8 protein-coding genes are annotated in these 13,622 nt (G+C 38.6%); all 8 read left to right on the plus strand.

Annotated elements, in window-relative coordinates; genetic code table 11:
- The first annotated feature begins 119 nt into the window (after nt 1-119).
- Complete coding sequence (locus PHT93_RS11855) at nt 120-1,523, plus strand: arylsulfatase (protein WP_300243194.1); 1,404 nt, start codon at nt 120-122, stop codon at nt 1,521-1,523.
- An 89-nt stretch (nt 1,524-1,612) separates the two neighbouring features.
- Nucleotides 1,613-1,897: a hypothetical protein gene (locus PHT93_RS11860; protein ID WP_300243196.1), complete on the plus strand. Its 285-nt coding sequence runs from the start codon at nt 1,613-1,615 to the stop codon at nt 1,895-1,897.
- Nucleotides 1,898-1,903: 6 nt separating this feature from the next.
- Nucleotides 1,904-3,742 (plus strand): alpha-L-fucosidase, encoded by a 1,839-nt coding sequence (locus PHT93_RS11865; RefSeq protein WP_300243231.1) that lies wholly within the window; start codon nt 1,904-1,906, stop codon nt 3,740-3,742.
- Between the two features lie 12 nt (nt 3,743-3,754).
- Nucleotides 3,755-4,855, plus strand: coding sequence for a hypothetical protein (locus PHT93_RS11870; protein WP_300243199.1), 1,101 nt, complete (start codon nt 3,755-3,757; stop codon nt 4,853-4,855).
- Between the two features lie 33 nt (nt 4,856-4,888).
- Nucleotides 4,889-6,805 carry a hypothetical protein gene (locus PHT93_RS11875; RefSeq protein WP_300243201.1) on the plus strand — a complete coding sequence of 639 codons (1,917 nt, stop codon included), beginning with the start codon at nt 4,889-4,891 and terminating at the stop codon, nt 6,803-6,805.
- Nucleotides 6,806-6,835: 30 nt separating this feature from the next.
- Complete coding sequence (locus PHT93_RS11880; protein WP_300243203.1) at nt 6,836-7,327, plus strand: hypothetical protein; 492 nt, start codon at nt 6,836-6,838, stop codon at nt 7,325-7,327.
- An 85-nt stretch (nt 7,328-7,412) separates the two neighbouring features.
- The gene (locus PHT93_RS11885) at nt 7,413-10,310 is read left to right on the plus strand and encodes a transcriptional regulator (protein ID WP_300243205.1); all 2,898 of its coding nucleotides are present in this window, start codon (nt 7,413-7,415) and stop codon (nt 10,308-10,310) included.
- A gap of 167 nt (nt 10,311-10,477) precedes the next feature.
- Nucleotides 10,478-13,618, plus strand: coding sequence for a TonB-dependent receptor (locus PHT93_RS11890; RefSeq protein WP_300243207.1), 3,141 nt, complete (start codon nt 10,478-10,480; stop codon nt 13,616-13,618).
- The last annotated feature ends 4 nt before the right edge of the window (nt 13,619-13,622 follow it).

The raw sequence follows: 13,622 nt of genomic DNA on the forward strand, positions 1-13,622 counted from the left end.
TTCTTAATAACCATTTGTGCATTTTTCTAGTAGAAGAGTGCTGCCTTTTCTTTGTCTAAAAATTGAGTTATTAACCGAAATCACCTATTTAAACGTGATTTCACAGACATAATTTACGTATGAAAAATAGTTTCTTAATCTCGGGGGTCTGTTTGTCCTTAATTACGTCTTGTTCTATAAGAAATAAAGAAGTAAAATCGCCTAATATAATATATATTCTTGCTGATGATCTTGGCTACGGAGATTTAGCGTGTTACGGACAGAAGTTCATCAAAACACCAAATCTGGATCGTATGGCTGCGGAAGGGATGCAATTTATGCAACATTATGCAGGCTGCACGGTTAGTGCTCCGTCCAGGGGTTCTTTGATGACAGGATTACACACGGGACACTCACAGATCAGAGGTAATAAAGAAATTGATCCGGAAGGACAACAGCCTTTGGGAAAGGAGACATTTACTTTGGGGAAAATGCTGAAAGGAGCAGGTTATGCAACAGGAATTTTTGGGAAGTGGGGACTGGGATATCCCGAATCTGAGTCAACTCCTCTAACTATGGGATTTGATAGATTTTATGGATATAATTGTCAACGAATGGCTCACTCGTATTATCCTGATTATTTATGGGATAATGACAACAAGGTTTTGTTAGATGGAAATGAAAATAGAGGATGTGCTATTTATTCTCAACAGCTTATTCATGAAAAGGCTCTGAGCTTTATTCGTGATAATAAGGACAAGCCTTTTTTCGCGATGTTAACCTATACTTTACCCCATGCGGAACTGAACTTGCCTCATGATTCTGTTTATCAACAATATGAAAATAGTTTTGAAGAAACATTCTACGATGGAACGAGAGGGTATTTTCCTGTTGAAAAGCCAAGAGCATCTTTTGCAGCAATGGTGTCTCGTTTAGACATGTATGTAGGAGAGGTTTTGTCTGAATTGAAAAGGTTGGGTATTGATGATAACACATTGGTCATTTTTACCAGTGATAACGGTCCGCATGAAGAGGGTGGTGCTGATCCTGATTTCTTTCAAAGTTATGGTCCTCTAAAAGGGTTAAAACGAGATGTATATGAAGGCGGAATTCGTGTTCCTTTTATTGCCCGTTATCCGGGGAAGATCAAAGCCGGAGAAAAGTCTGACCATATATCTGCTTTCTGGGACATGATGCCCACTTTTGCTGAACTGGTAAATACGTCTATTCCTCAATCTGTTCAAACTGATGGTCTTTCCATGTTGCCGACTCTATTGAAAAAAAGCGGACAAAGAAAGCACGAATATCTTTATTGGGAATTTCATGAAATCGGAGGTCGAATAGCTGTTCGTAAGGACAACTGGAAAGCTGTGATGCTTAATGCCAGAAAAGGAATAGAACAGCCGATCGAACTGTACGATCTTTCAAAGGATATCCATGAAGATAATAATCTTGCAGACCAATATCCTGAACGAGTGGAAGAAATGCGTAATATCATGAAAAATGCGCATAAAGAATCTGCTGTTTTCCCTTTTTATAAATAAGAGAGATTAAGAAACTTATTGGAAAATAATACCCTGAGTCACTTTAATGTAACTTGGGGAAGAGTTACACATTGCTAAAAAAAAGAATAATGGATATAAAAATAATATTTTCACCAAGAATTAAAATTTTATTCATATTTGTATTGCTGCCGATATGCATGCTTGCCCAAAAAGAAACAATGCCTCCAAAACCTTATGGGCCTGTTCCGAGCGAGCGTCAACTAAAATGGTATAAGAATACAGATTTGTATTGTATGTTGAATTACTCGACAATAACTTATTATGGCAAAGAATGGGGCTTTGGGGATGAAGACCCAATGAAATTTAATCCTACAGACTTTGATGCAAACCAAATTGTCAGAGTTGCCAAGTAGGCAGGAATAAAGGGGATGGTGATTGATGCCAAGCACCATGGTGGATTCTGCTTATGGCCATCTAAATACAATGATCATTATACAATAAAGAATACTCCTTGGAAAAATGGAAAAGGAGATATGGTACGGGAATTAGTTGACGCTTGTAGAGCTGGTGGACTTGAAGTAGGAATGTATCTTTCGCCTTGGGATAGGAATCATAAAGACTACGGCAAACCCGAATATAACGAATATTATAAAAACCAACTGAGGGAACTGCTTACTGAGTATGGACCGATTTTTATGGTTTGGTTAGATGGAGCCAATGGTGGCGATGGTTATTACGGCGGAGCAAATGAGATGAGGAGAGTCAATCAGAGAACCTATTATCCGGTACAAGAATGGATAGATATCGTACGGGAGCTACAACCCGATGCTCTTATGTTTAGTGATATGGGACCGGATGTTCGCTGGTGCGGAAATGAGGAGGGTATAACAACTGATACTTGTTGGGCTTCGGTAAGTGGTTTATACTGGAGTCCTCAATATACCCCCGAATTTTATAAAATGCTTAATTCGGGAGACCGGAATGGTCAGGATTGGATCCCTGCTGAAGTAAACTTTCCTCTTCGGTTACATCCCAAAGGTTGGTTTTGGCATCCCGGACCTTCAAATACACCTGCGTCTGTTAAAGAATTAGTGGATATCTATTTTGGCTCTGTCGGCCGTAATTGTTCGATGGATATCGGTATAGCTCCTGATAGAAAAGGATTAATATGTGACGAAGATATTGCGTCGTTAACCGGTTTTGGGAAGTATATTCGTGACATGTATGCTCTTAATTTGGCAAAATTAGCAACATTTTCAGCCAGTAATTTTCGGGGAAATAATCCAAACTACGCGGCAAAAGAAGCCTTAGATGGGAAAATCCGAGAAAAATATTGGGCTACAGATGATGAAATAAAGGATGCAGAATTGTTCTTGGATTTTGACAAAACGATTGAATTCAATGTGGTCAGTATTTCTGAAAACTTACGCTTAGGGCAGCGAATTGATAGTTGGGCAATTGATATCTGGAAGGACAACCAGTGGGAAGAAGTTGGAAAAGGTGTTGGTATCGGTTCAAAAAGATTATGGAGAGGAGATAAGATTTTACGTACTAACAAAATAAGATTTAGAATTACTCAGGCATCAGCCAGTCCTGTAGTTGAAGAATTTGGCGTTTATCTTGCTCCTAAAATACTGAACATTCCAATGATTACACGTAATAAGAGAGGTGATGTGAAAATTCAGGTTAATGATGAGAATATGATAATCTATTATACCTTGGATGGCTCTCTACCAGATAAACAAGCTAATAAATACAATGGATTATTTGCCATAAACGGGAAAGTAGAAGTAAAAGCAGTAGCCTATGATGTTTCTTCCGATAGATATAGTGATATCTCTTCTGTATTGTTTGATGTGTCGAAAAAAGAATGGAAGGCATTAACGAAGTTGGATAATACGGAAAATCTATTTGACGGAGATGCGATGACTTATTCAATCAGTAAAGAAGTTGAACAGGAAAAAGATTTAATTATTGACTTAGGGAGAATTTATCCGATTACCGGATTTAAATATTTACCGCCACAAAAGGTATCAGCAGAAGGAATCATTTTTAAATATGATTTTTTCATTTCAAAAAATGGTAAAGATTGGTTCTCTGTAAGTAATGGTGAATTTTCAAATATTAAGAACAGCCCATTTTGGCAAACATTGAAGTTTGATAAGATGGATGGACGCTATGTGAAATTACGTGCCATAAAAGACACAGAAGATAATTATACTGCCGGATATGCTGAATTTGATATCATTACTAATTAAGGATGAGAGGAAATGAACTATTCAAGAAGAGATTTTATTAAGCATTTTTCAATATTGGCGGCTTCTCCATATCTTGTTTCATGTTCGTCAAAGGCTTTTTTGAGAGAGGATATCAAGGCATTCTGTATTGATTTTAACTGGGGGCCTGGTGGCCCCAATGCTTTTTCTAAATCGGGATTATGGGCTGATGCTAATCCGGAAGAACATATTAGATGGTATAGTGAATTGGGATGCAATGTTGTCCAAACTTTTGCTGTCTCTCATAATGGATGGGCATGGTACAGAAGTGGAGTTGCTCCCGAACAACCCGGATTGAAACATGACTTTCTTACGGATATGGTGAAATTGGGACATAAAAAGAGAATGAAGGTCTTTGGTTATTTCTGTCCGAGTGCAAATACGTATTGGGGATTGAAATACCCTGAAGAAAGTTATGGGATACCTGCAGATTATCATATTCCTTATACAAATAAGTATCTTGATTATCTCTCTGCCTCGATTGAAGATGCTTTGATTAAGACCGGAATGGATGGGTTTATGGTCGATTGGCTTTGGAATCCTCGTAAAAATGAATGGATAGAATGTGAGCAAGAAATGTACGTTGAATTAATGGAGGAAAAATTTCCGGGAAAAGAACAAGTATCGCAGAAGCAGACGGATGAATTCAGAAGGAGAGCGTTAAACCGTTGTTGGAAGCGTATCTATGAAACGGTACAGCGGGTTAATCCTGATTGTCTTGTGTGGCTTTCATGTAATAGTATATATGATAAAGATCTGATTGGCTCTCCTGTTTTTAAAGAAATAGATTGGCTGATGAATGAAGCGGGAGATTTGGAATCTGTTAAGTCGGTTGAGCCTATAATTGGAGATAAGACTCGTTTGATGACTTGTCTGGCCAATTGGAATAATCAAGATCCTGTAAAAGTAGCGCCTGAAGCGATTGCGGAGGGTATCGGACTTTATGGATTTGCAGCTCCGACAGTGGGGGATTTATTACCTTCTGTTCAATCTTTTTTGTCACAACCGATTAGTTCTTTTAGAGGGAATGATAAAATAATTGCTACATTCGCTCGTGTATATAACGGATTATCATTAGACTATATCAGTAAGTGAAACTCCCCAGTGTTAACCAATCAATAGGATATAATGAGAAGTATTAAACGAAAAATTGTTTCTATTATAAGAATAGTAGCTATCGGCTGTATTTTCTTTTCCGTTTCAACTAAGGCCATCGCGCAAAAACTGACATTAAGAACTCAGACAACGGAACTGAATATTAATGAACAAGGATATTATTCTTCTATCCGGGTTGAAGGCATCGAAATTCTACAAAAAGGAACTTATCCGGTAATAACAGCCTGTTTTGAAAACAAACTGATTGAACCGTCGCAGGTTGAAATAAAGAAAAATCAGCTTTATATTAAAATGAAAGACGGAGATCTGGTTGTTTTGCAATACAAAGAAAGCCCAATATCCATAACATTTGAAGTTGTTAATGTTTCCTCCAAATATGAAGCTCTACTATATGGTCCGATCATTTTAAATATCAATGACCTGGTAGGTGATGTTATCGGTGTGGTGCAAGGTAATGGTGTGGCCTTTGGCATGCAGAGCCTGAATATAAAAACCAACGCCGGTATTCCGCAGGAGTATGCTGAGCAGGTCTTTGAGAAGTATGGCTATACGGGTAAAGAGGCGGTGTTATCTGTACGAACTACTCCGGTGGCTCAATTAGCTGCTTCAGACATAGGAGATGGAGCTGTGCTTCAGTTTTCATGTAAACGAAGAAATCAGTTGGAGTATCGTGATATTCAGAATTTAAAAGATGTAATGGTGGTTCCTTTGAAAGATCAGGATGCTGTTATAAAAGGTTCTAAAATCGCTTTTTTCGGTTCTAAGGCGGAGGATGCACTGAATAGCATTAGTGCTTTAGAATTGGAGCATGGTCTGCCTCACCCTATGTTCAACGGGGAATGGGGTAAAACATCTCGCGCGTCCATGTCTTCCTACCTGATCTCTGATTTCGAAGAAAAAGATTTTGATTTTATCTTGAAAAAAGCACAGATTGCTGACTTTAAATACATCTATCATTCCGAACCTTTTCTTGACTGGGGACATTTTAACTGGGATCCGAAATTAGCATCGGAAGGAGATGAATCAGTGAGGAAAATGGTTGAAAAGGCAAAATCTCAGGGTATTTCGGTTGGAATACATACACTTTCCAACTTCCTGACAACAAATGATGCTTATGTAACTCCAGTTCCATCTAAACATTTACTGAAACAAGGTATTCTGGAATTGATTTCTGATTTAGATAAAGAACAAACCGATATTCAGATCCGGAAATCCGCCTTGTTTTCCCTCCCTATGACACTTAACGCCCTACAAATAAATGACGAACTGATTACTTACGGAACTGTTGAGGAAAAAGGAGACATAATGATGTTGAAAAATTGTAAAAGAGGAGCCTTTTCAACATCTGTTTCATCACATAAGAAAACGGACAAACTGTATAAATTGTGGGATTATCCCTATAAGAATTTGTTTCCGGATATTGAACTACAAGATAAGTTTGTTGATCGTTTGGTCGAGATTTTCAATAAAACAGGACTGGAACAGATTTCTTTTGATGGCTTGGAGGGGTGCGTTTATACCGGCCATGATGAATATGCGATGGCTCGCTTCGTTTCCCGTTTTTATGAAGGACTTCAGCATAACGTACTCAATGACGGCAGTAATCTGAATCATTATATGTGGCATATTCATACGCGTATGAACTGGGGGGAACCCTGGGGAGAGAGTATGCGAACCGGACAAGTGGAGAACAGAATCAAAAATCAGGACTACTTTAAACGAAATCTGTTTCCGCGTATGTTAGGGTGGTTCCTCATTCGTTTAGCAGATAAAAAGTTTGAATGTACAACATTGGAAGATTTGGAATGGGCGCTTTCGGAATCAGCAGGTTTTGATGCGGGTTATGCTATGACAATTAATACAAAGACTCTGAAAAATCATGGACAGATTGACGAGCTGCTGACTTTGATCAAAAATTGGGACGAGTAAAGAGAGTCTCAGTCTTTTACTACAGAGCAAATGGAACGTTTAAAGGATCCTCAGACCGAATGGCATTTGGAAAAAGTTGATGATAAAAAGTTTGTTTTGTATCCTCTTTGTATCTCTAAAATCTATCGTTGTGATTTGGGAGAAATGCAACCCGGTCAGCCCGGTGGCGCCGACTGGTCGTGGGAGACTCCTTATGAAGGCCCTTTTGCGTTAAGGCTAAAGGTCGATGGAGAAGGTAGCATAGTGAACCCTTCTTTTGTTACAACAAAAGGAATCGTTAAGTTTCCCTGTAAGATAAATTCCGGAGAATACCTTTTGGTTGATAGAAACGGCAATGCGGCTGTTACAGATAAAAACTACACTTGTATAGCCAAAGTAGAATCTCAGGGAAACGCATTCCTGCTAAAAGGTATATCCAGTGTGGCTTTTTCTTGTGAAAAAGGATCAAATGATGATAGTCCTGAAGTGCATGTACGATTCATAACTCAAGGGAAAGGAGAAGTAATAGAGAAACATCAATAGTTCGGTTCTCGACAGATAACGTTCGGCCGCCTTTGTCCTTACTGAGGATAGATCATATTGAGCAAAATATTATATTTGTTGTTTAATGATCAATCTAATGCTGATACGTTATCTGTATAGAGTCTTTTTAATATTGAATTTGTGCATTTGGTTCATTGCTGACGTTGGTGCGCAATGGAATCGTTTTGTGACGAATTTTAAAAAAGAGTTTTATGATGGGGGAGCGCAAACATGGCAGGTCTTGTCATACGATGGTAATTATTTCTATTTTGCGAATAAGAAAGGATTGCTGGAGTATGACGGGAGTGATTGGAAACTTTTTCAGATTAATAATCAGACGGATATACGATCGGTACATATTTCTCAGAAACAAAATCGTATTTATGTAGGAGGTGAAAGTGAGTTTGGTTTTTTTGAACTGAATCAGAACGGTCAGTTAGTCTATACTGAACTATCGGAGGAGTTTATTAAAGAGCACGCCTTATCGGGAAGTTTTTGGGGTATCTATGAAGTGGATAATATTATTTATTATGTTTCTGACAGGTATATCGTAAAGCAGATAGAAGAAGAGTTTACCTTGATTCCTTCTCCGTTTAAGATAGATTGTTCTACGCTTGTTAATAATATTCTTTATCTGGGAACATACGATGGAATCAAACTTTTGGTAGGAAATACGCTGCTGCCTTTGCCCGAAGGAGATATATTAAAACAAAAAAACATACGAAGCATTACAAGATATGAAGATGGTTTGCTAATCGCTACGGCATTGGATGGACTTTTCCTGAAAAAAGAAAACAAAATCGAACGATTTATCACAGGGCATGAAGCGTTTATTCAGAAGAATGAGCTTTTTTCTCTGGCTGTTTCTAAAGACTATTTAGCGGTCGGGACGATTCACAAGGGTTTGCTATTATTGTCAAGAAAGGATTTCTCCGCCGAATATTATAATGAAGATAATGGTTTGCAGAATAATACGGTTCTGTCTCTTGGATTCGATAACAAACAAAATATCTGGTTGGGATTAGATAATGGTATTGATTATATAACGATTGATTCTCCATTGACGAATTTATATACTTATCCTAATTCGAAGGGGAGTGGCTATGTCTCGTTAATTGTAAAAGATAAAATTTACTTAGGGACTAACCGGGGATTATTTTATTCGGATTGGCCTGTTCGTTTTACGGAAAAAGCGGCCAATATGGAGTTCCTAACAGAATTGAGCGGGCAGGTCTGGGACTTGGCGGATTATAATGGTGATCTTTTTTGTATGCACGACAAGGGGGTATATATTGTAAAAGAAAACAAAATCGAATTGATCCCGGGTTTAAGAGGAGCAATTAGTTTTATTCCCCATGAAACCGATTTGAATAAGTGCTGGATCAGCACCTACGATAGTTTCTATCTGTTGGAAAAACAGGGTGGAAAATGGAACGTGATTCATCAGATTCCTGAAATAAGAGACTGGCCTAAGAATGTTGTTTTTGAATCTCCGGAAATTCTCTGGGTACGTAAACTGAATGAAGGTATAGAGCGTATTTCGTTGGATACAACTGATTACAGCGTGAAAGATACCCGGGTATATACTCCGAAAGATGGTTTTACCTCAACGACAAATCTGTATGTATATAATGTCAATAAGCGAGTTTATTTTGCATCGGATTCGGGTTTTTATGCTTATAATAAGGAGACAGATAAAATTATTAAAGCGACAGAATTGGACGCTGTTTTTTCTAAACGGACTACTGTGCTGGCTGATAGGGGAGATGTTTTATATGCTTTATCTCCCAATGGAATTCAGTGTTCGGTGATGAATGAGACTGGCGTTCTTTCGAATTCCAGGATGTTTTCCTTTTCGCGATCTAAAGTGGACTTTATTCGTTATTATGAACGGATTGATGTGGTTAACGACTCTTTGGTGATTATCCCCAACGAACATGGTTTTGCGTTGTTGAATACAAAAGGAGAGAGGCAGGCCACTATGGACGACTTGTTTATAAAGAATGTGTATGGTACTTACCCTAAGGATTCTTTACTCTTTCAGTCCAATCATTTGAATCTGACGACCTTCCCGAAGCTTGAATATACCCGTAATGCCATTCGGATTGAATATGGTACTCGTTCATTCGGACAAAATCAAACCGTTCGTTTTCGGTACAGACTTAATCCTGATCCGGTATGGTCTGATTATACGCAGGCTACAGTCAAAGAATATAATAATCTGAAAGAAGGAGATTATAGTTTTGAGGTAGAAGCGCACTACTCGGATGGAGGAGTCAATGCAACTAAGTTTTCTTTTACGATTCTTCCGCCCTGGTATCGTTCTATCTATGCCTGGATTGTTTATTTCTTGCTTTTTTTGCTTTGTGTGAGGTTGATTTACCTGTTTGAAGAACGTCGTATTACCCGTAGAAAGAAAAAAGAATTAGCAGAAAAAGAAAGAGAAATCTTTATTAAGGAGCAGGAGTTTCTGAAAGAAGACCTTCGTAAAGAACAAAAGATTGTAGAGCTTAAGAATGAAAATCTTGAACAGGAATTGAAACATAAGAGTCAGGAAATGGCAAACCTGATGATTAACTTATCGCGAAAAAATGAGATTCTTATAGATATAAAAAATGAGCTTTATAAGGTCTTGGGCGAAATGAGAGGAGAGGTGTTCGTAAAACCGAAACGGATGATTGTTTCATTAAATAATCAGATTGATTCGAATATACAGTCTGATGATATGTTAAAGCGCTTTGAAGAACAGTTTGATCTTGTTCACAATAAATTCATCAGCAAACTAAGAAAGAAACATCCTGACCTGAGCGTTGGAGAAATAAAAATGTGTACTTATTTAAAGATGAACCTTACATCGAAAGAAATTGCCCCCCTGTTAAATATGTCTGTTCGCGGGGTAGAAACATTACGCTATCGGTTACGTAAAAAAATAGGATTGGAAAGAGAAGATAATTTAATGGAGTATCTTAACACTTTGTCTTGATATTTGTAATCTACTGTATTACATCGGTATGTATTCTTTATGACGAATAGTTGACGTATTCTTTTTTTTCTCATAACGTATTTTGGAATTAGGAATTTAGTTCGATCCGGACATGAATACCGCTATGTTTGCACCGTATCAGAATGTAAATCTTAATTTAATTAATTATGAGAAATCTCTTTTCAGTAGTAATTGTACTATTATGCACAGCTTTCTCTATACATGCGCAAGATGTACAGATAAAGGGTGTAGTCAATTCTGGATCGGACAATTTTCCGTTACCTGGAGTAAACGTGGTAGTGAAAGGTACTACCAATGGAACAGTGACCGATATTGATGGTCAATTCACCTTATCCGCTCCGGATAAAAGTATTTTATCAATAACCTATATTGGATTTAAGCCGCAGGAAGTAATTGCTGATGCTTCTAAGACAATGACTATTGTTTTAGAGGAAGAAACTGAGTTGCTTGATGAAGTGGTAGTTGTAGGTTATGGTGTGCAGAAAAAAAGTGTTGTAACTGCAGCGATCGCTAAAGTTTCGTCAGAAGATCTGGCAGCTACGGCACCTGTTCGTATGGACAATGCGTTAAAAGGGTTGGCTGCCGGCGTTACTGTGACTTCTGCTTCCGGACAGCCGGGTGCAGCTGCTCAAATTCGTATTCGTGGTATCGGTACGATTAATAACTCGGATCCGTTGTATATCGTAGATGGCATGCCTATTGAAGGTGGTTTAGATTATCTGAATCCGAATGATATTGCTTCTATTGAAGTATTGAAAGATGCTGCTTCAGGGGCAGTTTACGGAGCTCGTGCTGCTAACGGGGTTGTGCTGGTGACAACCAAAACCGGTAAAGAAGGTAAAACGAAAGTTACATATGACTTTTCTTACGGCTGGCAACGTCCATGGAAAGAACGGGATGTATTGAATGCAACCGAATACGCGATCATGATGAATGAAGGAGCGATCAATTCCGGTCAGGCACCTAAATATAATGACCCCTATTCGTATGGAACAGGAACGAACTGGCAGAAGGAGACATTCTATTATGATGCTCCGGTTATGAATCACCAGGTGAGTGTAAGTGGAGCCGGTGAAAAAATCAATTATTTATTGTCAATGGGTTACTATACACAAGATGGTATAGTAGGGGGTAATTATGGTCGTTCAAATTATGACCGCTTGACGTTGCGTAGTAATACCAATTACACATTGTTTGATGAAACGAAGAACAGAAGCTGGTTGAACAGTCTGAAGATATCTTCAAATCTTTCTTACGCACGTATTAAAAGTACAGGTGTAGAAACCAATTCATCTTTCGGTTCTCCGTTAGGTAGTGCTCTCTCATTATCACCTATACTCGGAGTGTACGTAGAAGGACAAGCTGCTCAGGATCAACTTGATTTCTATTCACAATATGCAGACTTTACTCCGATGTATGATCCTAATAATGGTAAACTCTATACCATGGCGGGAGCAGACTATAACGAAATGGTTAATCCGCTGGCAAGTCTCTCTTTGCCCGGAGATAAGAACTGGAGCCATAAGTTTGTTGCTAACTTCTCAGCCGAATTGAATATCTGGGATAGTCTGAAGTTCAGAACTTCGTATGGCGTGGATCTCGCATTCTGGGGATACGATGGATATAGTAAACTGTATTACCTGACTGCTAATAATAAATCAACTCGTACAAATGCATATTCAAACAAACAAGACGGGTTGACATGGCAATTAGAAAATGTGTTGATGTATGACAAGATGATTGATAAACATTCGTTTTCTATACTTCTTGGTCAGTCAGCTAAACAGAATACCGGTTCTAACTTAGGAGGTAACCGTTTTGGTATTATCAATATTGATCGTCCTTATATTGATGCAAGTAACGGCTTGCAGGAAAATGGAGATATGGGTGTTTATGGGGGTCCTACGGATGAAGCTACATTGGCTTCCCTGTTTGCCCGTGCCAGTTATAACTATGATGAACGATATATGATACAGGCTACTGTACGTCGTGATGGTTCATCCCGTTTTGGCTCTAATAATCATTATGCCGTATTCCCCTCTTTTTCTTTAGGCTGGAATCTTACCAATGAAGAATTTATGGAGAAACGTCCGGAATGGCTGACTGCTACTAAGGTGCGCCTTTCATGGGGTAAGAACGGTAATGAAAATATCGGTAATTTCAGATATACCGTTTTAACAGCTACAGGTAATAATGCCATCTTCGGTTCGGGAGAGAATCTTACCAATGGTGTAAAAGCCGGAGGTTTGGCTAACCCTGATTTGAAATGGGAAGAGTCAGAACAGTTGGACTTCGGACTTGATTTCGGTTTCTTTAATAATGCACTTACCTTTTCTGCCGACTATTATAAGAAGACGACTAACGGTATGTTGATGGAAATGAATATTCCATCCTACGTTGGTGAATCTAAACCAATTGGTAATGTTGGTAAGATGGAAAATAGCGGTCTTGAGTTTGAGGCAGCATACAAATTCCGCGTAAGTGACTGGAGCTTCCGCTTGGGAGGTAACCTGACTTATCTGAAGAATAAATTAATTGAATACGGAAATGACTCAGGTTGGGCAAACTTAGACTCTTTCCAAGGTATCGGTTCTATTACTCGTGCACAGAACGGAAAACCGTTCCCTTATTTTTATGGCTATAAGACAGATGGTGTTTTCCAGAATCTGGCTGAAGTAAATGCGTATAAAAATGAAGCCGGTGAGTTAATTCAACCGGATGCTGTTCCCGGAGATGTTCGTTTTGTTGATATAAGCGGAGATGGCAAGATCACGGATGATGATCGTACTGATATTGGTAAAGGTATGCCGGACTTTACGTTTGGTTTGAACTTTAATGCGGCCTGGAGAAGTTTTGATTTGAGTATGATGTGGCAGGGAACAGCTGGAAATGATGTGTTTGATGCAACCCGTCGTACGGATATTGCGTCCAGCAATCTCCCTTCATGGATGCTTAATCGCTGGACAGGAGAAGGAACTTCAAATAAATATCCCCGGTTTGCTTTAGGAGACAATACCAACTGGCAATCTTCTGATCTTTATGTGTATGACGGTAGTTATCTACGTTTGAAGAATATCCAGTTAGGCTATACATTACCACGCAATCTGTTGAATAAAGTGTTTGTTTCTTCACTGCGTCTTTACGTAGCTGCAGAGAATCTGTTAACTTTCACGAAATATCATGGATTCGATCCTGAAATATCTTCAGGAGGTACATCATTAGGTATTGATCGTGGTGTTTATCCTCAGGCAAAGACTTTTACTGTTGGAGCAAACTTAACATTCTAATTAT

Origin of the sequence: Massilibacteroides sp. (genome assembly GCF_028705895.1) — a bacterium.
In the GTDB taxonomy this organism is placed as follows: Bacteria; Bacteroidota; Bacteroidia; order Bacteroidales; family Tannerellaceae; genus Massilibacteroides.

What these genes read in the sequence shown, in the direction of transcription:
- PHT93_RS11855 (WP_300243194.1), top strand. Translation starts at nt 120, where the DNA reads ATGAAAAATAGTTTCTTAATCTCGGGGGTCTGTTTGTCCTTAATTACG.
- PHT93_RS11860 (WP_300243196.1), top strand. Translation starts at nt 1,613, where the DNA reads ATGGATATAAAAATAATATTTTCACCAAGAATTAAAATTTTATTCATA.
- PHT93_RS11870 (WP_300243199.1), top strand. Translation starts at nt 3,755, where the DNA reads ATGAACTATTCAAGAAGAGATTTTATTAAGCATTTTTCAATATTGGCG.
- PHT93_RS11875 (WP_300243201.1), top strand. Translation starts at nt 4,889, where the DNA reads ATGAGAAGTATTAAACGAAAAATTGTTTCTATTATAAGAATAGTAGCT.
- PHT93_RS11880 (WP_300243203.1), top strand. Translation starts at nt 6,836, where the DNA reads ATGGAACGTTTAAAGGATCCTCAGACCGAATGGCATTTGGAAAAAGTT.
- PHT93_RS11885 (WP_300243205.1), top strand. Translation starts at nt 7,413, where the DNA reads ATGATCAATCTAATGCTGATACGTTATCTGTATAGAGTCTTTTTAATA.
- PHT93_RS11890 (WP_300243207.1), top strand. Translation starts at nt 10,478, where the DNA reads ATGAGAAATCTCTTTTCAGTAGTAATTGTACTATTATGCACAGCTTTC.